Origin of the sequence: Streptomyces sp. NPDC006259 (assembly GCF_042870975.1) — a bacterium.
Classification (GTDB): domain Bacteria; phylum Actinomycetota; class Actinomycetes; order Streptomycetales; family Streptomycetaceae; genus Streptomyces.
The window spans coordinates 228,155-248,672 of sequence record NZ_JBIAHY010000006.1 but is presented as its reverse complement, the minus strand read 5'-3'; the positions used below and the strand labels follow the sequence as shown (position 1 = coordinate 248,672).

Annotated in this window: 19 protein-coding genes and 1 pseudogene; 15 read left to right on the top strand and 5 right to left on the bottom strand. The window is 72.4% G+C overall.

Annotated elements, in window-relative coordinates; all coding sequences use genetic code 11:
- Nucleotides 1-364: 364 nt before the first annotated feature.
- A pseudogene (locus tag ACFYO5_RS25655) lies at nt 365-1,397 on the top strand (LuxR C-terminal-related transcriptional regulator).
- Here ACFYO5_RS25655 and ACFYO5_RS25650 read toward each other — a convergent pair.
- Nucleotides 1,360-2,352, bottom strand: coding sequence for a helix-turn-helix transcriptional regulator (locus tag ACFYO5_RS25650; RefSeq protein ID WP_388713669.1), 993 nt, complete (start codon nt 2,350-2,352; stop codon nt 1,360-1,362). The pseudogene ACFYO5_RS25655 and the gene ACFYO5_RS25650 sit on opposite strands and share 38 nt — an antisense overlap.
- Before the next feature lie 5 nt (nt 2,353-2,357).
- Nucleotides 2,358-3,377: a helix-turn-helix transcriptional regulator gene (locus ACFYO5_RS25645; protein WP_356560813.1), complete on the bottom strand. Its 1,020-nt coding sequence runs from the start codon at nt 3,375-3,377 to the stop codon at nt 2,358-2,360.
- A 155-nt stretch (nt 3,378-3,532) separates the two neighbouring features.
- Between ACFYO5_RS25645 and ACFYO5_RS25640 the strand changes: the two genes are divergently transcribed.
- Both ACFYO5_RS25640 and ACFYO5_RS25635 read left to right on the top strand, forming a co-directional pair.
- Nucleotides 3,533-3,688 (top strand): hypothetical protein, encoded by a 156-nt coding sequence (locus tag ACFYO5_RS25640; RefSeq protein WP_356560811.1) that lies wholly within the window; start codon nt 3,533-3,535, stop codon nt 3,686-3,688.
- A gap of 7 nt (nt 3,689-3,695) precedes the next feature.
- A complete protein-coding gene (locus ACFYO5_RS25635) occupies nt 3,696-4,034 on the top strand; it encodes a hypothetical protein (RefSeq protein ID WP_388712826.1) in 339 nt (112 codons plus the stop codon).
- Nucleotides 4,035-4,293: 259 nt separating this feature from the next.
- Here ACFYO5_RS25635 and ACFYO5_RS25630 read toward each other — a convergent pair whose 3' ends face one another.
- Nucleotides 4,294-4,731: a TIGR03618 family F420-dependent PPOX class oxidoreductase gene (locus ACFYO5_RS25630; protein WP_356560807.1), complete on the bottom strand. Its 438-nt coding sequence runs from the start codon at nt 4,729-4,731 to the stop codon at nt 4,294-4,296.
- Between the two features lie 117 nt (nt 4,732-4,848).
- Here ACFYO5_RS25630 and clpB point away from each other — a divergent pair, with 117 nt between their 5' ends.
- On the top strand, nt 4,849-7,449 hold the full coding sequence (gene clpB, locus ACFYO5_RS25625) for an ATP-dependent chaperone ClpB (RefSeq protein WP_356560805.1): 2,601 nt from the start codon (nt 4,849-4,851) through the stop codon (nt 7,447-7,449).
- Between the two features lie 136 nt (nt 7,450-7,585).
- Nucleotides 7,586-8,116 carry a YbjN domain-containing protein gene (locus tag ACFYO5_RS25620; RefSeq protein ID WP_388712822.1) on the top strand — a complete coding sequence of 177 codons (531 nt, stop codon included), beginning with the start codon at nt 7,586-7,588 and terminating at the stop codon, nt 8,114-8,116.
- Between the two features lie 409 nt (nt 8,117-8,525).
- Here the strand turns inward: ACFYO5_RS25620 and ACFYO5_RS25615 are convergent, their stop codons facing one another.
- A complete protein-coding gene (locus tag ACFYO5_RS25615) occupies nt 8,526-9,737 on the bottom strand; it encodes a pyridoxal phosphate-dependent aminotransferase (RefSeq protein WP_388712819.1) in 1,212 nt (403 codons plus the stop codon).
- A 141-nt stretch (nt 9,738-9,878) separates the two neighbouring features.
- Here ACFYO5_RS25615 and ACFYO5_RS25610 point away from each other — a divergent pair, with 141 nt between their 5' ends.
- The 10 genes from ACFYO5_RS25610 (at nt 9,879) to kynU (ending at nt 19,415) form a co-directional block, all read left to right on the top strand.
- The gene (locus ACFYO5_RS25610; protein ID WP_388712816.1) at nt 9,879-10,217 is read left to right on the top strand and encodes a hypothetical protein; all 339 of its coding nucleotides are present in this window, start codon (nt 9,879-9,881) and stop codon (nt 10,215-10,217) included.
- A gap of 388 nt (nt 10,218-10,605) precedes the next feature.
- Entirely contained in the window at nt 10,606-11,121 is a 516-nt protein-coding gene (locus tag ACFYO5_RS25605) for a DUF2617 family protein (protein WP_388712813.1), read from the top strand.
- 316 nt (nt 11,122-11,437) lie between these two features.
- Nucleotides 11,438-12,976, top strand: coding sequence for a polyamine aminopropyltransferase (locus ACFYO5_RS25600; RefSeq protein WP_388712810.1), 1,539 nt, complete (start codon nt 11,438-11,440; stop codon nt 12,974-12,976).
- A gap of 91 nt (nt 12,977-13,067) precedes the next feature.
- Nucleotides 13,068-13,937 (top strand): SRPBCC domain-containing protein, encoded by an 870-nt coding sequence (locus tag ACFYO5_RS25595; protein ID WP_388712807.1) that lies wholly within the window; start codon nt 13,068-13,070, stop codon nt 13,935-13,937.
- 55 nt (nt 13,938-13,992) lie between these two features.
- A complete protein-coding gene (locus ACFYO5_RS25590; protein ID WP_356560791.1) occupies nt 13,993-14,781 on the top strand; it encodes an aldose 1-epimerase in 789 nt (262 codons plus the stop codon).
- A 10-nt stretch (nt 14,782-14,791) separates the two neighbouring features.
- The gene (gene pyrE / locus ACFYO5_RS25585) at nt 14,792-15,343 is read left to right on the top strand and encodes an orotate phosphoribosyltransferase (protein ID WP_388712804.1); all 552 of its coding nucleotides are present in this window, start codon (nt 14,792-14,794) and stop codon (nt 15,341-15,343) included.
- 145 nt (nt 15,344-15,488) lie between these two features.
- Nucleotides 15,489-16,520, top strand: a complete 1,032-nt coding sequence (gene fbaA / locus ACFYO5_RS25580; RefSeq protein ID WP_356560788.1) for a class II fructose-bisphosphate aldolase — start codon at nt 15,489-15,491, stop codon at nt 16,518-16,520.
- 176 nt (nt 16,521-16,696) lie between these two features.
- On the top strand, nt 16,697-17,110 hold the full coding sequence (locus ACFYO5_RS25575) for a DUF3151 domain-containing protein (protein WP_356560786.1): 414 nt from the start codon (nt 16,697-16,699) through the stop codon (nt 17,108-17,110).
- Nucleotides 17,111-17,404: 294 nt separating this feature from the next.
- Nucleotides 17,405-18,235, top strand: a complete 831-nt coding sequence (locus tag ACFYO5_RS25570; RefSeq protein WP_356560784.1) for a tryptophan 2,3-dioxygenase family protein — start codon at nt 17,405-17,407, stop codon at nt 18,233-18,235.
- Nucleotides 18,228-19,415 carry a kynureninase gene (gene kynU, locus ACFYO5_RS25565; protein ID WP_388712799.1) on the top strand — a complete coding sequence of 396 codons (1,188 nt, stop codon included), beginning with the start codon at nt 18,228-18,230 and terminating at the stop codon, nt 19,413-19,415. Before ACFYO5_RS25570 ends, kynU begins: the two co-directional genes overlap by 8 nt.
- 395 nt (nt 19,416-19,810) lie before the next feature.
- Here kynU and ACFYO5_RS25560 read toward each other — a convergent pair whose 3' ends face one another.
- Nucleotides 19,811-20,419, bottom strand: coding sequence for a TetR/AcrR family transcriptional regulator (locus tag ACFYO5_RS25560; RefSeq protein WP_356560781.1), 609 nt, complete (start codon nt 20,417-20,419; stop codon nt 19,811-19,813).
- Nucleotides 20,420-20,518: the final 99 nt, after the last annotated feature.

Here is a 20,518-nt window from a genome sequence, read left to right as displayed (position 1 = left end):
CCACCCCGCCCGCCATTGAGAGGGCGTCAGAACCCCGACACCCTGCGGCGGTCGCTCGGCCGGTCGGCGCGGTGGCGGCCGTCGGCCGTGGGCCACGCGCGGGTGCGGCGGTCGTGCGGCGGGCTCCGGGATCGCGCGGGCGTACAGGTCGCGAGGGCCTGGACGGATTGCCGGGCGCGTGCGGGAGCATCAGCTTGTTGCAAGGGGGAGGGGCGGAGGCCGGGAGGAACCAGCGCAGATGGGCGGAAATCCAGGAGGTCGGCGGGAGGAGCCGTGTTGCGGAGCCGGACCGGGGCCGCGCATAGTTGCGCTGCGGAAAACGGGGAAGACATGCGACACGCGGACAGCGGGGGTGGGATGGGCGATGGCCGGGCACGGGGCGGAGGAGCATCCTCACGGTGCTGACCGACTGTGCGAGGCCGGGGACCGCGTGTACTCCCGGGCCGTACGGCGGGGCCGGGTGCCGCGCCGGGACGCCGAGCCGGTCCCCTGCCTGCTGGACCTCGCCCTGCTGCACCCCGACCCCGACGACATGGACTGGCTGGTCCCGACCTCCCCGCAGGAGGTCATGACCCGGCTGTTGCGCGGACTCCACGACGAGGTGAGCGCCAGCCGGCGGCGGATGGGCTCGGCGGTCGCCGCCTTCGAGTGGTACGCCGGACTCGGCGGGAGCACGCCGGGCACACCGGCCGGGGAGGGAGCGGCGATCCGCGTCCTGGACGGGGCCTCGCGCATCCAGGCGGCCCTGGACGAGGCCACCGAGGTGTGCACGACCGAGGTGCTGACGGTGCAGCCCGGCGGGATCCGGCGCGAGCACGAACTGTCCGAGGGACTGCACCGGGCGCTCGCGCTGCGCGGGCGGGGCGTGCGGATGCGGGATCTCTACAACCACGTGGCCCGGCACGGGCAGGGCCTGCTGAACTACCTGGAGCTGCTGGGCGACGCGGTCGAGGCCCGCACGCTCGACGAGGTCATCGACCGGCTGATCCTCTTCGACCGCACGGTCGCCTTCATCCCGGCCAACGCCGACCGCACGATGGCGCTGGAACTGCGCCACCCGGCCCTGGTCGCCTACCTGGGCACCGTCTTCGACCGGCTCTGGCGGCTGGCGGTCCCGCTCACCGCGGCGCTGCCCGACACCCGTGTCGAGGGCGTCTCCCACCGCGAGCAGTCCATCGCGGCGCTGCTCGCCGAGGGGCACCAGGACGCGGTGATAGCCGAACGCCTGGGCATCAGCGTGCGTACCTGCCGCGCGCACATCGCCCGCCTCTCGGAGACGCTCGGGGCGGCCAGCCGTACCCAACTCGGCGTGCGGATCGCACAGGTGGGCCTGGACGTGCCGCTCGGCGCGGACTCCGCTCAGCCCTCCGGGTCGAGGATCCCCGAGCGCCCGATGAGGTAGCCGAGCTGTGCGCGGCTCTCGCTGCCGAGGGTGGCGGCGAGTTTGGCGATGTGCACCCGGGCCGTACGGACGTTCATGCCGAGGCGGTCGGCTATGACGGCGTCGGTGTGGCCCTCCACGAGGAGCGCGGCGATGGCGCGCTGGCGGGGGGTGACGCCGTTGAGGGTGGGCTGGGTGACCGTCTCGGGATACATGGGGGTGGCCAGGCGCCAGAGGCGGTCGAAGACCGTGACCATGAAGGAGATCAGCGAGGGGTGGCGGATCTCGAGCGCGAGGCTGCGGTCGGCGTTGGCGGGGATGAACGCCACCGTCCGGTCGACCACCAGGAGACGGTCGGTGATCTCGTCCAGGGTGCGGGCCTGCGCGTCGCCGCGGAGCTGTTCGTAGCGGGACAGCACGAGGGGCCGGTAGCGCTGTGTGTGCTGGTACAGGGTGCGGATACGGCCGCCCCGGTCCAGGAGCGCCTGGTCGCGCCGCATGGCGACGGCCTGGGCCGCCTCGCCGCGCGCGCCCGCGTGGTGGCTGTTGGGCTGGATGCAGAGGACTTCGAGGGCGGCTTCGCCCATGGCGTCGGTGATGGCCTGGTTGATCTGCTCGGTGCCGCTCAGGATGCGCAGGGACGACGCCTCCGTGTCCGCGGTGCTGCGCCCGTCGATCCGTATCAGCGGCTCGAACGACTCCAGCAGCAGGGTCTCGCGCCGGCGTTCGTCGGCGATGCGCGCCGCCGAGGTGCGCAGCAGGCGGTGCAGCGCGGTCGCCGGGGCGACCGGCCTCAGGAGGCAGGGCTCACCGGGGTCCGGGTGCAGGAGACCGAAGCCGAGCAGGCAGGGGGCCTCCTCCTCGGCGTCCTTCCCGGTGACCTGCCCGTCCCGCAGCGCCCGGGCGTACAGATCCAGGGCGGCGTCGCACAGCTCCTCCACGCCGTGCTCCGGGTGCGGCGGCGTGTTCACCGGGTTCACGGCGTGGTGTCCTCCTGTTTGAGGATCCCGGACTGCGCGAGGAGGAAACCGAGCTGGGCGCGGCTGCCGCTGCCCAACGTCGAGGCGAGTTTGGCGATATGCGCCCGGCAGGTGCGGACGTTCATGCCGAGCCGGCGGGCGATGGCCTCGTCGACATGGCCCTCGACCAGGAGCTTGGCGATGGAGTGCTGGATGTCGGTGATGCCGTCCGGCGCGGGTTCGTACGGGGCGCCGGCGCTCAGGGGGACGGCGCGGCTCCACATGAACTCGAACACTTTGATCAGGTAGCGGACGAGGCCGGGGTGGCGCAGTTCGAGCGCGACCTGCCGGTCGTCCCGGGTGGGGATGAAGGCCACGGTCTCGTCGCAGATGATGAGGCGCTCGACGAGTTCGTCGATGGTGCGGTACTCCACCTTGCCGTCGGTGAACTGGGCCACGTAGGCCAGCGTCTCCGGGCTGTGCCGGGCCGTGTGCTGGTACAGGGTACGGATGCGCACGCCGCGGTCGGTCAGGGGTTTGTCCCGGTCGAGGGCCTGTTCGAGGGTGTGTTCCAGCCGTCGTTGGCCGGGCTGGACGGTGAGCATCTCCGACTGGCACTGTGCGGTGGCGAGGTCGAGGGCCGCGTTGATCCGGTCGAAGCCCTCCAGGACCGTGATGGAGTGGGTGGAGGCCGTCGACTGCGCGCTCAGCGCCATGAAGGGTTCGAAGGCGTCGGCGATCTCGATCGACATCCGCCGGTGTGCGCTGATCTCGCGTTCGATGGGGTTCAGGCGCTGTGCCAGGGCCACCGCCGGCGGTACGGGACGCAGCCAGTCGGCGTCGTCGGGGTCCGGGTGCAGGAGGGCGAATTCCATCAGGCACGGAGCGGGTTCCACGTCCACGCGCGCGATGCGACCGGCGCGGAGGGCATGCGCGTACAGCCGGGCGCCGACCTCACACAATTCGGTCACCGCATGGGGATGTGTCCCTTTAGTCCCGATAGTTGCCAAATTTCCACCCCCCAGGGTCCTGAACATGCAGGAACATGATGCACCGATCGTGTGGCCATGACGTGCCCATATGAGCCATCGTCTTACTCGACGGGGGAAGAGGTGACCATCAAGTGAGGACGAAGCCGACTATGGGCAAGAGAATGCTTCGCTCGGTTCGTGTCGCCGCCTTCTCTGCCGCTGTGGCCTTCGGAGTACTGAGTGGCCTCGCGGGTGCGAAGGGCGACGCCCTGGCGGACAGTAGTTGGGGTCTGAGGCAGTCGACCACCGTTGTCGCCGGCGACAGCAGCTGGGGCGTCGTGGTGCCGGTCGGCGCGGACGACAGCAGTTGGGGCTGACGGGAAGATGACGACACCTCCTGACGACCGCTCCTTCCGACGCGAGATGGCCACGGCCTACCGCTCCGGCTGGCACTTCATCGATCTGGTCACCGCCATCCCCCACAGCGGTGACTCGTTGATGGTGACGGTGTTCGGGGAGCCGGTCGTCGTGACGCGCGACGAGGACGACGACGTGCGCGCGTTCCGGTGTCTGCGGCGGCCTCGGGGGGCGCCACAGCCGGTGCGGTGTGCCATCAGGTACGGAATGATCTTTGTGAACCTCGACCAGCGTGACCACGAGCTGGCGGAGTCGGCGAGTCCGGCGGCCCCCAGCACCATCTCAGCCACCCCCCGCAGTGCCTGACGCGATTCCCCCGTCGTAACAGATCGCGCAGGTGCTTCCCCCCGGCAGCGGCGTCACCGTGACCTGAACACGGTGACGCCGCTGCATTTTGTGGCGACATTTCGGGGTATCGCACCGCGACGGCGTGGCCGGAAACGGCCGTGTGGAACCGGTCACTCCACGGTCGTTCCGTCAGTCGCTTCACCAGTCCTTCCACCAGTCCTTCCACCAGTCGTTCCACCAGTCGTTCCACCAGTCGCTCCACGGGTGGTTCCACGGCTCATCGCGCCGGTCGGTCCACCGGCCCTCCCCGGCCCATGGCCCGCGTCAGCTCGATCTCGATCACCACGCGCGTGGGATTGGGGCGTGGCGTCCGGCCGTACCGCTCCGCGTAACGGCGCTCCGCCTCGGCGACCCGGTCCGGCTCCGCGCGGACGAAGGCCCGGCCCTCCAATGTGGCCCAGCGCCGGCCGTCGACCTGGCAGACCGCCACCCGGGCGCCCTCCGCGCCCGCCGCCAGCACGTTCCCCACCTTCGCGCTCGCCCGGTCCGCGATCACCCGGGCCAGCCGGCCCTCGGGGTCGTACGTCACTCCGACGGGGACCACGTGCGGAGAGCCGTCCGGGCGTGGTGTCGTCAGAGTGCACAGGTGCCTTTCGCGCCAGAAATCGCGGTACGACGCGTCGGGAGCGCCCGGGTCCTGGGGGTATGCGGCCATGGCCTGGAACCTAGCGCCTGAGGGACTCCCGGCGACAACCTTGAGTGGAATAGACTCAAGTTTGTGTACGCTGACAGAGTCAGTGAAGACGGCTGACACGAGGAGGAGACAGCGAACGTGGACGCAGAGCTGACCAACCGGAGCCGGGAAGCCATCCAGACCGCCGGCAACCGGGCCCTGTCCGCAGGGCACCCCGACCTCACCCCGGCACACCTGCTCCTCGCGCTGCTCCAGGGGCAGGAGAACGAGAACATCGTCGACCTGCTGGCCGCCGTCGACGCCGACCGGGCCGCCGTGCGGGCGGGCGTCGAGCAGGTGCTCGGCTCGCTGCCCAGCGTGGCCGGGTCCACCGTCGCGCCCCCGCAGCCCAACCGCGAACTGCTCGCCGTGATCGCGGACGCCCAGGAGCGCGCCAAGGACCTGGGCGACGAGTACCTCTCCACGGAGCACCTGCTGATCGGGATCGCCGCGAAGGGCGGCCGGGCCGGCGAGGTGCTCGACCGGCAGGGAGCCACCGCGAAGAAGCTGCTGGACGCCTTCCGCAAGGCCCGCGGCGGACGCCGGGTGACCAGCGCCGACCCCGAGGGGCAGTACAAGGCGCTGGAGAAGTTCGGCACCGACTTCACCGCCGCCGCCCGCGAGGGCAAGCTCGACCCGGTCATCGGCCGGGACACCGAGATCCGGCGCGTCGTCCAGGTGCTGTCCCGCCGTACGAAGAACAACCCGGTCCTCATCGGCGAGCCCGGCGTCGGCAAGACCGCCGTCGTCGAGGGGCTCGCCCAGCGGATCGTGAAGGGGGACGTGCCCGAGTCCCTCCGGAACAAGCGGCTCGTCTCGCTGGACCTGGGGGCCATGGTCGCCGGCGCCAAGTACCGCGGTGAGTTCGAGGAGCGGCTGAAGACGGTCCTCGCCGAGATCAAGGACTCCGACGGGCAGATCATCACCTTCATCGACGAGCTGCACACCGTGGTGGGCGCCGGCGCGGGCGGCGACTCCGCCATGGACGCGGGCAACATGCTCAAGCCGATGCTCGCCCGCGGTGAACTGCGCATGGTCGGCGCGACGACCCTCGACGAGTACCGCGAGCGGATCGAGAAGGACGCGGCGCTGGAACGGCGCTTCCAGCAGGTGCTGGTCGCCGAGCCGTCCGTCGAGGACACCATCGCGATCCTGCGCGGCCTCAAGGGACGGTACGAGGCCCACCACAAGGTCCAGATCGCCGACAGCGCGCTGGTCGCCGCGGCCACCCTCTCCGACCGGTACATCACCTCCCGCTTCCTGCCCGACAAGGCCATCGACCTCGTCGACGAGGCGGCCTCCCGGCTGCGCATGGAGATCGACTCGTCCCCCGTGGAGATCGACGAACTCCAGCGCGTCGTCGACCGGTTGAAGATGGAGGAGCTGGCCCTCGGCAAGGAGACCGACCCCGCCTCCCGGGAGCGGCTGGAGAAGCTGCGCCGCGATCTCGCCGACAAGGAGGAGGAGTTGCGCGGCCTGACCGCCCGCTGGGAGAAGGAGAAGCAGTCCCTCAACCGGGTCGGTGAGCTGAAGGAGAAGCTCGACGACCTGCGCGGCCAGGCCGAACGGGCCCAGCGCGACGGCGACTTCGACACCGCCAGCAAGCTGCTCTACGGCGAGATCCCGGCCCTGGAGCGCGACCTGGAGGCCGCGTCCGAGGCCGAGGAGGAGGCCTCGAAGGACACCATGGTCAAGGAAGAGGTCGGCTCGGACGACATCGCCGACGTCGTCGCCTCCTGGACCGGCATCCCGGCCGGGCGCCTCCTGGAGGGCGAGACGCAGAAGCTGCTGCGCATGGAGGACGAGCTGGGCAAGCGGCTCATCGGCCAGGGCGAGGCCGTCCGGGCCGTCTCCGACGCCGTACGCCGCTCGCGGGCCGGCATCGCCGACCCCGACCGGCCGACCGGCTCCTTCCTCTTCCTCGGCCCCACCGGTGTCGGCAAGACCGAGCTGGCCAAGGCCCTCGCCGACTTCCTCTTCGACGACGAGCGGGCCATGATCCGCATCGACATGTCGGAGTACGGCGAGAAGCACAGCGTCGCCCGGCTCGTCGGCGCCCCGCCCGGCTACATCGGCTACGAGGAGGGCGGCCAGCTCACCGAGGCGGTGCGGCGCAGGCCGTACAGCGTGGTGCTGCTCGACGAGGTGGAGAAGGCGCACCCGGAGGTCTTCGACATCCTGCTCCAGGTCCTCGACGACGGACGCCTCACCGACGGACAGGGCCGCACGGTCGACTTCCGCAACACCATCCTGGTGCTGACCTCCAACCTGGGCAGCCACTACCTGGTCGACCCGATCTCCACCGAGGCGGAGAAGAAGGAGCAGGTCCTGGAGGTGGTCCGGGCGTCCTTCAAGCCGGAGTTCCTCAACCGGCTCGACGACCTGGTCGTCTTCTCCGCGCTCAACAAGGAGGAACTGGCCCGGATCGCGCGGCTCCAGATCGACCGGCTCGCCAAGCGGCTGGCCGAGCGCAGGCTCACCCTGGAGGTCACCGAGGCGGCCCTCACCTGGCTCGCCGACGAGGGCAACGACCCGGCGTACGGCGCCCGGCCGCTGCGCCGCCTGGTGCAGACCGCCATCGGCGACCGCCTCGCCAAGGAGATCCTCGCGGGTGAGGTCAAGGACGGCGACACGGTCCGGGTGGACGCCTTCGGAGATGGCCTGATCGTGGGTCCCGCGGCCACCGGGAAGACCCTCTGACCGGGGCGTGCGACCCTCCGGCCGCACGCCCTGAGCGGAATTCCGCCAACCGGAGGTGAACCCTGAGGGGCGGGGGTTGCCACCCCCCGCCCCGCATGGGGGAGGATGGCAGGATCCGTACGAAGGGAAAATCACGGTGACCATCGACCCGTCCTCGATTCCGAACTTCGGGGGCCAGCCCGAGCCGCAGCCCCAGGGACCGGCGGGCCCCGTCGTTCCGGATCAGGACCTCGTGAAGCAGCTCCTCGACCAGATGGAGCTGAAGTACGTCGTCGACGACGAGGGCGACCTCGCGGCGCCGTGGGAGGAATTCCGCACGTACTTCATGTTCCGCGGCGAGGGCGACCAGGCGGTCTACTCGGTGCGGACGTTCTTCGACCGGCCCCACCCGATCGACGAGAAGCCCCAGCTGCTCGAGGCCATCGACGACTGGAACCGCCGCACCCTGTGGCCCAAGGTCTACACGCACACCCACGACGACGGCACCGTCCGTCTCATCGGCGAGACGCAGATGCTGATCGGCGCCGGCGTCAACCTCGAGTTCTTCGTCTCCTCGACGGTGAGCTGGGTGCGCGCCGCGATCGAGTTCGACAAGTGGCTCGTCGAGCAGCTGGGTCTGGAGCCGTCGTCGGCCGAGGACGCGGACAAGCCCGCCGACGACGAGTAGCCGATCGCCGCACTCGACACGCCGCACCTCAGGCGAGGGAGAGCCCGGCCAGGGCCGCGACCGCATGACGGTCGCGAGCCAGGGCCGGGCTCTCGCCGTTCCGGGCCCGGCCCCTCCGTTGTCCACAGCCTGTGGACGGGCGCGGCGCACGGGACGACGGGAGCGCCTCGGCACGCGCGGTGGCCGAGCGCTGACGACCGAGCCGTTGGCTCGGCGGCTCCGAACACCGGCGGAACCCGGGGCGGAACCCCGGCGGCGCCGCCTCGGCCGCGACCGGGTGTTCCGCACGGCGGGACACGGCCGCCGCCGCGACCGCCGGGCGCGGAACGAACTCGGCGCGAACTCGGTGCGACCGGCGCGCGGCACATAGGTCGGGCCCTGTTCCCGCGCTTCCGTCTGGCGCGCTTTCTCAGCGAGTCAGCCGCCCGAGGCGTTCTACCGCCTCTTGCAGAACCGCCGTCCGCTTGCAGAACGCGAACCGTACGAACGGCGCGCCCGCCTCCCGGTGGTCGTAGAAGACGGCGTTGGGGATGGCGACGACGCCCGCTCGTTCCGGCAGGGCCCGGCAGAAGGCGAAGCCGTCGCCCTTCTCCGACAGCGCGTCGCCGAGCGGGCGGATGTCGGTGGTGATGAAGTAGGTGCCCGCCGGCCGGTAGACGGCGAAGCCCGCCTCCGTGAGGCCCGCCGCCAGCAGGTCCCGCTTGGCGAGCATGTCCGCGCGGAAGGCGTCGAAGTAGGTGTCGGGCAGGGCCAGCGCCTCGGCGACGGCGTACTGGAACGGGCCGGACGAGACGTACGTCAGGAACTGCTTCGCCGAGCGCACCGCCGACACCAGCGCGGGCGCCGCCGTCACCCAGCCGACCTTCCATCCGGTGAACGAGAACGTCTTGCCGGCGCTGCCCAGAGTGACCGTGCGCTCCCGCATCCCCGGGAGCGTGGCCAGCGGCACGTGCTCGGCGTCGTCGAAGACCAGGTGCTCGTACACCTCGTCGGTGACGACCAGCAGGTCCCGCTCCACCGCCAGCTCGGCGATGGCGGTCAACTCCTCGCGGGTGAGGACCGTGCCGGTCGGGTTGTGCGGAGTGTTGATCAGCAGGAGACGCGTGCGGTCCGTCACCGCGTCGCGCAGCTCGTCGAGGTCGAGGCGGAACCGGGCCTGTCCGGGATCCGGCCGGAGCGTCACCGGCACCCGCGCCGCGCCGGCCATGGCGATGCAGGCCGCGTAGGAGTCGTAGTACGGCTCCAGCGCGACGACCTCGTCCCCCGGCTCCAGCAGTGCCAGCAGGGTGGCCGCGATCGCCTCGGTGGCGCCCGCGGTGACGAGGACCTCCGTGTCCGGGTCGAACGACAGGCCGTAGCGGCGGAGCTGGTGCTCGGCGATCGCCGTCCGCAGCTCGGGGACGCCGGGACCCGGCGGGTACTGGTTGCCGCGCCCGTCCCGCAGCGCCCGTACGGCCGCCTCGCGGACCTCCTCGGGTCCGTCCGTGTCCGGGAACCCCTGACCGAGGTTGATGGACCCGGTCCGCGCGGCCAGCGCGGACATCTCGGCGAAGATCGTCGTCCCGAACTCGGCGAGACGGCGGTTGAGGATGGGGCGTGCGGTGGAGGTCATGCCGGTCATCCTGCGCCGAAGCTCTGGACTTCCTCAAGTGTGCTTTGGCGCGTGTGACAGGCGGGCATCCCCCGTTCACGCACCGGTCACACCGGTAGGCGAGGCGCCCACGGGGGGCCGCTTCGGGGGATTCGGAAGGAGGGTGGAGCCATGGCAGTCGGCATCATCCTGGCGGTATTCGCAGTCGTCGTCCTGCTGGTGGTCGTCATCGTCGCGGCCGTCCGCAGGAGCACCGCCGGATACCGGGGAGCGTCCCGGCCCGGCTCCCGGTCACGCCGGGGAGGCGGGGGCGGTGGCAGCGGCAGCGGGGACAGCGGCAGCTGGTGGGTCGCCGGCGGCGGAGCCGCCGTGGCGTGCAGCTCCTCCTCGGGCAGCGACGGCGGCGGTCACTCGGGCGGCGGTCACTCCTGCGGCGGCGGATCCTCGTCGTCCTGCGGCGGCGGCTCGTCCTGCGGGGGAGGAGGCGGCGGATGCGGCGGAGGCAGCTGACACGGGGCAGCTGAGCTTCCCGGGGGAAGCCGCATCCGGACCGCGGGGCCGTCCCCTGACCGAGGGCGCCCCGCGGTCGCACCATGTCCGGGGTGCGAGGCGGGCCCGAGGGGCGTGCGGGAGCCAGTACGGGCCGCACGGCGTACGCCGAGGTTGAACAGTTGAGCTGGGGAGCCCTCTGAGGGATGGAAACCCCACGAGGTTGGGTAAAAACGCTGTGTCGTCGCCACAGTTCATGATTCCCTCTACAACACCAACGCAGCCCCTCGGACCCTCGGACGTCCCGCGCGGACGCCCTCTCCATGCCGGGCCGGCCGGGGCGCATCCCCCCGGAGTCACCGGGCGCGCCGAACCCTTCCTCTTCTTTGCGTTCTAGCGGAGCCGAGTCATGCTCACGACCCTGAACACCTCCTACACCGACACGTGCGCGGCCGACCTGGCCTGGACCCTGGGGCGCGAGCCGCTGCCCGCCCTGGCCACGCTCGACCTCCAACTGTCGGGCGCCCAAGTCCAGTTGAGGCTGCTCGGTGCTTCGCACCAGGTACTGCTGGAAGAAGAGGAGGGCTTCTGCTCCGAGACGGTCGCGTGCATCCCCGGCAGCAGCGCCCCGCTCCCGCTCGGCCTGGCCAAACGGGTGGGCGGCTGGGAGTACGAGTTCGCGGCCCGCGTCGAGGTGCTGACGCCGGGCCAGTTCGCGGGCCGGGCGCAGGAGCTGCTGGCCCTCGTCGCCGACCATCCGCACGGCCTCGCGGGCGTCTTTCCGGGCAGTCCGCACGCCTTCACGGCCCTGCTCGCCCAGCGCCAGGACGGCTATGTGCACTGGCGGACCTGGCACGCCTACCCGCAGGACGGGCAGCTGGTGGCGACGAGGACGCGGGTGGGCGCGCCGACGCAGACGGACTGAACGGCGGGCGCGAGTGCGGCGAGGGGGACGGACCGGGTAAGCACCGGTGAGGGGCGCGGGCCGGGTGGGCACCGGTGAGGAACTTGGATCGGGTGAACGCCGGCGAGCGGCCCGGGCCGGGTGGGCACCGGTGGGCGGCGCGGGCCGGGTGGGCACCGGTGGGCGGCGCGGACCCGTCGAGTGCCGGTGAGGGGCACCGGATGGGCGACCGGCCGACCGCCCGAACCTCGCCTCAAACACACGGCGTCTGATCGACGCGGAGTTCCACACGTGTGGGTGACGAAGCGTCCCGTACTCGTGACGTAACGTCGCAGTCGTGATCGAACCGCTCGCACCGGCCCAGCCCGGCGTACCGCCCGGCGTACCGCCCCGGCGCGGTCCCGCGCGGCTGCCCGTCCGGACGGGCACCGGACGGTTCCTGGTCCTCGCGTGCGTGTTCGTCTGCGCGGCCTGTGGCCTGGTGTACGAACTCGAACTCGTCGCCCTGGCGTCGTACTTGACGGGCGACTCGGTCACCCAGGCCTCCGTCGTGCTGTCCGTCATGGTCTTCGCGATGGGCATCGGCTCCCTCGCCGCCAAACGGCTGCGCGGCCTCGCCGCGGCCGGTTTCGCCGCCGTCGAGGTGGCCCTCGCCCTGATCGGCGGTTGCAGTGCGATGGCCCTGTACGCCGTCTTCGCCTGGACCGGCGACTGGGGCGGCACGTGGGCGAACGGCCCGCGCGTCCTCCTCGTCGCCTTCTGCCTCGCGATCGGACTTCTCATCGGCGCCGAGGTCCCCCTGCTGATGGAGCTGATCCAGCGCGTCCGCCGCCAGGACGCGGGCGGCGCGGTCGCCGACCTGTTCGCCGCGGACTACGTGGGCGCGCTGGTCGGCGGCCTGGCCTTCCCCTTCCTGCTGCTGCCCTTCCTGGGCCAGCTGACCAGCTCCCTGCTGACCGGCGCGGTCAACGTGGCGGCCGGCGGCGCCCTGGTCCTCGGCCTGTTCCGCCGCGACCTGACCCCCCGCGCCCGCCGGCTCCTCCTCGCCGCCACCGTCGCCGTCCTCGCCGTCCTCGCCTCCGCCGCCGTCCTCGTCGACGACTTCGAACGGGCGGCACGCCACACGGTCTACGGGGACGACGTCCGGGTCGCCCTGCACACCGGCGTCCAGGAGGTCGTCCTCACCGGCGGTACCCACGGCCGCCCCCTCGCCCTCTACCTGGACGGCCGGCTCCGCGGCGGCGGCCGCGACCAGATCCGCTACCACCAGGCCCTGGCCCGCCCCGCGATGAGGGGTCCCCACGCGCGCGTGCTCGTCCTCGGCGGCGGCGACGGACTGACCGTCCGGGAGGTCCTCGGCCGCCCCGGCACCCACCGCGTCGACGTCCTCGACCGCGACCCCGCCCTCGTCCGGCTGGCCCGCACCGATCCCGGGCTCTCCCGCCTCAACGGTCACGCCATCGACGACCCGCGCGTCCGCGTCACCGTCGGCGACGCCTTCCGCCAGCTGCGCGCGACCCCGCCGGGCACCTACGACGTGGTCATCACCGACCTGCCCGACCCCCGCATGACCGCCGGCACGAAGATGTACTCCCAGGAGTTCTACGGCCTCGCCCGCCGCGCCCTGCGCCCCGGCGGCCGGCTCGCGGTCCACGCCGGCCCGGTCGACACCCGGCCGCACACCTTCTGGACGGTCGAGACGACGATGCGCGCGGCGGGTCTGCGCACCGCCCCCTACCGGGCGAGCGGCGACCGGGGCTTCGTCCTGGCCGCCACCGCCGCCCGCCCCGGCCGGTGGCTCGGTCCCGGCGAGAGGGCGCTGCGCGCCGGGCCGACGGGCCTGCCGGCCTCCACGCTGGTGCACCCCCGGTACTGAGCGCGCAGGGTACGCCTCGCCGGTGCGCGGGCGCCGGCGATCCAGGTTTCGGCGGGTGCTTTTGCGGACCCGCTGGGTAGGCTCCGCCCTTATGGAGCATGAGGTGTTCGTTCCGGTTCCGACAGAGCGGCTGCGGGCGGCCCTCGCCGACCCCGCGCAGGTGGCCCGAGCACTCCCCGGCTTCCAGCAGGACGCGGGCGCCGAGCCCGTCGCGGGCCGGCTGAAGCTGCGCGTCGGCGGCCACACCATCACCTACCGCGGTTCCCTGCGCGTCACCGCCCGCCAGGACGGCGGGTACGCCGTCGAGGGTGACGCCACCGAGGTTCGTGGCTCCGGCACGGTCGGGCTGGCGCTCACGCTGGGGCTGCGGGACACGGACGGGGCGGTCACGCTCCGCTTCGCGGGTACGGCGACCGCGGACGGCCGTATCGCGGAACTCCCGTCGGACGCGGTGGACGCGGCGGTCGTACGCCTGCTGGACCGGTGGGCGGAGAACCTCGGGGCGGAGGCGGTGGCCGACGAGCCGCCCGCCGCGGCCGCCGTCGTCGAGACCGGAATCCTGCCGCCGGGACCCGACGACCTCACCGGCCTCGACTCCGTGAACGGCTCGCCCGACGCGGACGACCTGGACGACCTGGACGACGCGGACGCGGTGGACGACGCGGACGCGGTGGGCGACATCGGCGACATCGCCCACGTCCACGACCTGCACGCGGCGGACGCCGTCGCCGGGTTCCCCGACCCCGGTGTGCCCCCGGCGGAGGCGGCGCACGCGCGCCGCACGATGATCGGGCGCAGTGCCGAGGAGGTGGACCACGCCCCGCCGCGCGGCCGGTACGCCCCGGTCCCGGCCCCGCAGACCTTGGTCCGGGACAACGCCCTGCGCTGGGCGGCCCCCGCTGCCGCGCTCGCGGTGGCGTCGGCGATCGTGGTCGGGCGGGCGCTGCGGCGCCGCCGGTGACCCGAAGGCCCCGGTGAACCCGACGCCCTCTTGATCACCTCGATAGGGTCGTCCCGTGAGTGACGAAGACTTCACGCTGACCGCGGGAGACGCGGAGGTGACCGTCCAGCCGGGCAACGGCGGACGGATCGGAGGGCTGCGCGTCGGCGGAGCCGAACTGCTCCGGCAGGGAGAACGCTTCGGCTGCTTCCCGATGGTGCCCTGGTGCGGGCGGATCAGGGACGGCCGCTTCCGGGACGGGGCGCTCGTCCGCCAGATGCCGCTCAACTCCCCGCCGCACGCCATCCACGGCACCGTCCGCGACGGCGCCTGGAAGGTGGCCCGCAGGTCGGCCGACGAGGCGGTCCTGACGTACGACCTGGTCGACCCCTGGCCGTATCCCGGGCGGGTGACGCAGATCGTCGCGTTGACCGGGGACGCGCTGACGCTGTCCATGGCGGTGGAGACGCACGGTTCGTCGTTCCCGGCGCAGATCGGCTGGCACCCCTGGTTCAACCGCGACCTCGGGGGTGAGGGCGTGCGGGTCGCCTTCGACCCCGCCTGGCAGGAGGAGCGCGGCGAGGACCACCTGCCGACCGGCAACCGGATCGAGCCCGGACCGGGCCCGTGGGACGACTGCTTCGGCATGCCCGACGGCGTCTCGGTCTCCCTCACCTGGCCGGGCCGGCTCCGGCTGGACGTGACCAGCCCGCAGAAGTGGGTCGTCGTCTACGACGAGCAGGAGGCCGCCGTGTGCGTGGAACCGCAGACCGGCCCGCCCAACGGCCTGAACACCCTCCCGCGCCTGGTCACGCCCCTGGAACCGCTGGAGGCCACCACCACCTGGGCCTGGACCCGCCTCTAAGCTGAGGGGCATGACGGACGACGTACGCGGCGCACTGCTGCAGCAGATCAAGGACAAGGCCGTGGTGCACGGCAAGGTGACCCTCTCCTCGGGTCTGGAGGCCGACTACTACGTCGACCTGCGCCGCGTCACCCTCGACGGCGAGGCCGCCCCGCTGGTCGGGCAGGTGCTGCTCGACCTCACCGCCGAGCTGGACTTCGACGCCGTGGGCGGGCTGACCATGGGCGCCGACCCGGTGGCCGGCGCCATGCTGCACGCCGCCGCCGCGCGCGGCCGCAGGCTGGACGCCTTCGTCGTCCGCAAGGCGGCGAAGGCGCACGGGATGCAGCGGCGCGTCGAGGGCCCGGACATCAAGGGCCGCCGGGTCCTGGTCGTCGAGGACACCTCGACCACCGGCGGGTCGCCGCTGACCGCCGTGGAGGCCGTGCGGGAGGCGGGCGCCGAGGTGGTGGGCGTCGCGACCATCGTGGACCGGGCGACCGGTGCCGCGGAGAAGATCGAGGAGGGTGCGGGAGTTCCGTACCTGTTCGCCTTCTCGAAGGACGAACTGGGCCTGGACTGACGAGGCGGTACGACCCGGACCTGACCGGCGCACGGACCGATCGCGCATGTCTGGAAAGATGGGGACGACGATGACGTCGCACCCAAGGTCTAGGTCAGGGCCGTAAGACTCAGAACGCCAACCCGCACACCCAAGGAGCGGACGAATGCCCATCGCAACCCCCGAGGTCTACAACGAGATGCTCGACCGGGCGAAGGCAGGCAAGTTCGCCTACCCGGCCATCAACGTCACCTCGACCCAGACCCTGCACGCGGCACTGCGCGGCTTCGCCGAGGCGGAGAGCGACGGCATCATCCAGATCTCCACGGGTGGCGCCGAGTTCCTGGGCGGCCAGTACAGCAAGGACATGGTGACCGGCGCCGTCGCCCTGGCGGAGTTCGCGCACATCGTCGCCGAGAAGTACCCGGTCACGGTCGCCCTGCACACCGACCACTGCCCGAAGGACAAGCTCGACGGGTACGTACGTCCGCTGCTGGAGATCTCCCGCAAGCGCGTCGAGGCCGGTCTGGGCCCGCTGTTCCAGTCCCACATGTGGGACGGCTCCGCCGAGACCCTCGCCGACAACCTCTCCATCGCGCAGGAGCTGCTGGAGAAGGCGCGCGCCGCGAACATCGTCCTCGAGGTCGAGATCACCCCGACCGGCGGTGAGGAGGACGGCGTCTCGCACGAGATCAACGACTCCCTGTACACGACGGTCGACGACGCGCTCCGCACCGCCGAGGCCCTCGGTCTGGGCGAGAAGGGCCGCTACCTGCTCGCCGCGTCCTTCGGCAACGTGCACGGCGTGTACAAGCCGGGCAACGTCGTGCTCCGCCCCGACCTGCTCAAGGAGCTGAACGACGGCGTCGCCGCCAAGTACGGTCAGCCGGCCGGCAGCAAGCCGTTCGACTTCGTCTTCCACGGCGGCTCCGGCTCCTCCGCCGAGGAGATCGCGACCGCCCTGGAGAACGGCGTCGTCAAGATGAACCTCGACACGGACACGCAGTACGCCTTCACGCGTCCCGTCGTCGACCACGTGTTCCGCAACTACGACGGCGTCCTCAAGGTCGACGGCGAGGTCGGCTCCAAGAAGACCTACGACCCGCGGACCTGGGGCAAGCTGGCCGAGGCGGGCATGGCCGCGCGCGTCGTCGAGGCCACGCAGCACCTGCGGTCGGCGGGTACGAAGATCAAGTAACGGCCGCCGGCCGGGTGATCCCCGGCCGGCGACGACCGCTCACCGCGAGCCCGGCGCTTCGGCGCCGGGCTCGCGGCGCACCCGGATCCATGCCCGACGTCCGGCCGGCCTCGCCCGGGGGCTGTCTCCGGCGACCCCGTCGGCGCGGACCGCGGCGGGTCCCCCAGACTGGACCCATGTCCATTCACGAAAACCTTCTCGGGGGACCGGCCCCGACCCATCTCCCCGACGACCCCGCGCCCCGCGAGCTGCTCGCGGCCGGCACGGCCCCCGCCGACGTCGCCGCGAAGTACCCCACGTCCTCGCTGGCCTGGGCCCAGCTGGCCGACGACGCGTTCGAACGCGGCAGCGTCGTCGAGTCGTACGCCTACGCCCGTACCGGCTACCACCGCGGACTGGACAGCCTGCGCCGCAGCGGCTGGAAGGGCCACGGCCCGGTGCCCTGGGAGCACGAGCCGAACCGCGGCTTCCTGCGTGCCCTGCACGCCCTCGCCCGCGCCGCCGGATCGATCGGGGAGCAGGAGGAGTACGAGCGCTGCACGCAGTTCTTGAAGGACTCCTCGCCGGCGGCGGCCCAGACGCTGGGCTAATGCGGGAGCGGGAGCGGCCGCGGGAGCCGAGGCCGGGGCTGGGGCCGGGGCAGGGGCCGGGCCTCGGCTCGACCTGGGCCCGGTCCCCGGGTGCTCCCCTGCCCGTCCCCGGTCGGCGCCGGAGGCGGAGACGGCACCAGGTAGTGCTTTCGGGCTAAGGGCCCGCCCGATGTGATCGGGCGGGCCTTGCACTTTCGGGTGACGATTGCGGAGGATGCCTCCTGGGGACCGGGGCCCCCGTGTCGGTAACGGCAGGGGCGGACCGCTACCCGGAGTACATATCAGGAGACAGCGATGTCCCACGAGGCTCACGAGCCCGAGACCCCGCATCTCGACTTCGCAGGCACGACGCCGTACGAGGACTACGTCAAGGCGGACGTGCTCACCCACCTCCAGCACACCCTCTCCGACGATCCCGGAGAGATGGTCTTCCTGGTCACGACCCAGGTCATGGAGTTGTGGTTCACCGTCATCGTCCACGAGTGGGAGACCGCGGCCGGCGCCCTGCGCAGGGACGACGTGCCGACGGCCGTCGCCGCGCTGAAGCGTTCCGTGCGGGAACTGGAGGCGCTGAACGCCTCCTGGAAGCCCCTCGGACAGCTCACGCCGGCCCAGTTCAACTCGTACCGCAGCGCACTCGGCGAGGGCTCCGGCTTCCAGTCCGCGATGTACCGCCGCATGGAGTTCCTGCTCGGCGACAAGTCCGCGTCGATGCTCGTCCCGCACCGCGGCGCACCGCGCGTCCACGCCGAGCTGGAGAAGGCGCTCCACGAGCCGAGCCTCTACGACGAGGTCCTGCGGCTGCTCGCCCGGCGCGGGCATCCCGTCCCGGAGGCCGTACTGACGCGCGACGTCTCCCGGCGCTACGAGCCGTCGCCGGAGGTCGAGGCGGTGTGGACCGCGCTGTACGCCGGCGACGAGTCCGACGAACTCGCCCGCCTCGGCGAGGCGTTGACCGACGTCGCCGAGCTGGTGTGGCGATGGCGCAACGACCACCTCGTCGCCACCCGCCGCGCGATGGGCGCGAAGACGGGCACGGGCGGTTCGGCCGGCGTGGCCTGGCTGGAGAAGCGCGCGCAGAAGAACGTCTTCCCCGAGCTGTGGACGGCGCGCTCCCATGTCTGACCTCCCCCTCATAGCCCGGGAGCTGGACTCCGCCGACGAACTGGCCGTCAAGCGCAAGGAGTTCGTCCTCGACGAGGTCGTCTACCTGGACGGCAACTCGCTGGGCGCGCTGCCCGTGTCCGTCCCCGGCCGCCTGGACGACGTCGTCCGCCGCGAGTGGGGCGAGCTGCGCATCCGCTCCTGGGACGAGAGCGGCTGGTGGACCGCGCCCGAGCGGATCGGCGACCGGATCGCCCCGCTGGTGGGCGCGGACGCCGGACAGATCGTCGTGGGCGACTCCACCAGTGTCAACGTCCTCAAGGCGGTCGTGGGCGCGGTGCGGTTGGCGGGGGAGGGGCGGGACGAGATCCTCGTCGACGCGACCACCTTCCCCACGGACGGCTACATCGCCGAGTCGGCGGCCCGGCTGACCGGCCGCACGCTGCGGCCGGTGACCCCGGCGGAGGTGCCGGCGGCCCTGTCGGACCGTACGGCCGCGGTGCTGCTCAACCACGTCGACTACCGCACCGGACGGCTGCACGACCTGCCCGCGCTCACCGCCGCCGTACGCGCGGCGGGCGCGATCGCCGTCTGGGACCTGTGCCACAGCGCGGGCGCGCTGCCGGTGGGCCTCGACGAGCACGGCGTGGACCTCGCGGTCGGCTGCACCTACAAGTACCTGAACGGCGGCCCCGGATCACCGGCGTACCTGTACGTACGGCGTGACCACCAGGACCGCTTCGACTCCCCGCTGCCCGGCTGGAACTCGCACGCCCAGCCCTTCGGCATGCGCTCCGGCTACGAGCCCGCGCCGGGCGCCCTGCGCGGGCGGGTCGGCACCCCCGACATCCTGTCGATGCTCGCCCTGGAGGCGGCGCTGGACGTCTGGCAGGGCGTGTCCGTCGACGCCGTCCGCGCCAAGTCCCTCGCCCTGACGGACTTCTTCCTGGAGTGCGTCGCCGCCTACGTGCCCGACGGCGAGGTGGAGTGCCTCACCCCGCTCCCCCACGACCGGCGCGGCAGCCAGATCGCCCTGCGCTGCGACCGCGCGGGCGAGGTGATGCGCCGCCTGATCGAACGCGGGGTGGTCGGCGACTTCCGCCACCCGGACGTGCTCCGCTTCGGCTTCACCCCGCTGTACGTCGGCTTCGGGGACGTGGAGCGGGCGGGGAGGGTGCTGGGGGAGGTGCTGGGGGGCTAGGCGCTGGGGGGGGGCGGCCGCTCGGGGGCCCGGCCGTGGGGGTCTGTCGCAGGGCCCCGGCCGTTCCGGTGCGCGGTCATTCCGGCGCTGGGCATGCCGTGCCGGTCGTCGCGGTGCCGGTCCTCCTGGTGGTCGGTGGCCGGTGGTCGGTGGCCGGTGGTCGCGGTGCCGGTCCTCCCGGTGGCCGGTGGCCGGTGGTCGCGGTGCCGGGGCGACTCGGCGCACGGTCGGCTCGGGGTGCGGTCATTTCGGTGCCGGTCTCCCCGGTGGTCGGTCGTCGCGACGCCTGTCACCTCGGTGCCGGTCACCGCGACGCCTGTCACCTCGGTGCCGGTCACCGCGACGCCTGTCACCGCGGCGCCGGTCACCGCGACGCCGGTCACCTCGGTGCACGGTCACCGCTGACGGACGTAGACCCCCGCCACGGCGGCGGCGCAAGCCGCGCGCGCGGCCCGCTCCGCGGCGGGGGCGTCCGGCACCACCCCCGCGGTCAGCCACTCGTAGTACAGCGGCGCCGAGACCGCCCGCACCACCGCCCCCGCGTCGGTCCCCACGGGCAACTCCCCCCGCGCGACCGCCTGCTCCACGCACGGCGCCCACTCGGCGACCCGCACCTCGTAGAACCGCCGCAACGCCTCCCGCGTACGCGGGTCACAGGCCGCCGCCGCGATCACCGCCCGGAACAACGCCCCCTGCCGGACGTCGGCCAACGTCCGCTGTACGAGCCCCGCGTTGGCCAGCAGATCGGTCAGCACCGCCCCGGTGTCCTCACGGGGCGACGACGTCTCCGCCATCTCGGCCAGGAGATCGGCGACCAGCCCCGTCACGGACCCCCACCGCCGGTACACGGTCGTCTTGCCGACCTCCGCGCGCCGCGCGACGTCCGCGAGATCGAGCCGGTCGAACCCCTCCTCGACCAGTACGTCCCCGGCCGCCCGCAGTACGGCGGCACGCACACGAGCGGTACGTCCTCCGGGACGCACGGTGCCGGGCTCGGCGGACATAACGGCCTCCTTGGTGCGCGTCGGGCTCCATCCCGACCAGGACGTCAGCGTAACGAAACAGCAGAACCGTTTAACCCTTACCGAGCGTGACATCCGCGT

Excerpts from the sequence above, each read along its gene's own strand:
- ACFYO5_RS25645 (WP_356560813.1), bottom strand. The coding sequence starts at position 3,377 with ATGTTCAGGACCCTGGGGGGTGGAAATTTGGCAACTATCGGGACTAAA.
- ACFYO5_RS25635 (WP_388712826.1), top strand. The coding sequence starts at position 3,696 with ATGACGACACCTCCTGACGACCGCTCCTTCCGACGCGAGATGGCCACG.
- ACFYO5_RS25630 (WP_356560807.1), bottom strand. The coding sequence starts at position 4,731 with ATGGCCGCATACCCCCAGGACCCGGGCGCTCCCGACGCGTCGTACCGC.
- ACFYO5_RS25615 (WP_388712819.1), bottom strand. The coding sequence starts at position 9,737 with ATGACCGGCATGACCTCCACCGCACGCCCCATCCTCAACCGCCGTCTC.
- ACFYO5_RS25610 (WP_388712816.1), top strand. The coding sequence starts at position 9,879 with ATGGCAGTCGGCATCATCCTGGCGGTATTCGCAGTCGTCGTCCTGCTG.
- ACFYO5_RS25605 (WP_388712813.1), top strand. The coding sequence starts at position 10,606 with ATGCTCACGACCCTGAACACCTCCTACACCGACACGTGCGCGGCCGAC.
- ACFYO5_RS25595 (WP_388712807.1), top strand. The coding sequence starts at position 13,068 with ATGGAGCATGAGGTGTTCGTTCCGGTTCCGACAGAGCGGCTGCGGGCG.
- pyrE (WP_388712804.1), top strand. The coding sequence starts at position 14,792 with ATGACGGACGACGTACGCGGCGCACTGCTGCAGCAGATCAAGGACAAG.
- fbaA (WP_356560788.1), top strand. The coding sequence starts at position 15,489 with ATGCCCATCGCAACCCCCGAGGTCTACAACGAGATGCTCGACCGGGCG.
- ACFYO5_RS25575 (WP_356560786.1), top strand. The coding sequence starts at position 16,697 with ATGTCCATTCACGAAAACCTTCTCGGGGGACCGGCCCCGACCCATCTC.
- ACFYO5_RS25570 (WP_356560784.1), top strand. The coding sequence starts at position 17,405 with ATGTCCCACGAGGCTCACGAGCCCGAGACCCCGCATCTCGACTTCGCA.
- kynU (WP_388712799.1), top strand. The coding sequence starts at position 18,228 with ATGTCTGACCTCCCCCTCATAGCCCGGGAGCTGGACTCCGCCGACGAA.
- ACFYO5_RS25560 (WP_356560781.1), bottom strand. The coding sequence starts at position 20,419 with ATGTCCGCCGAGCCCGGCACCGTGCGTCCCGGAGGACGTACCGCTCGT.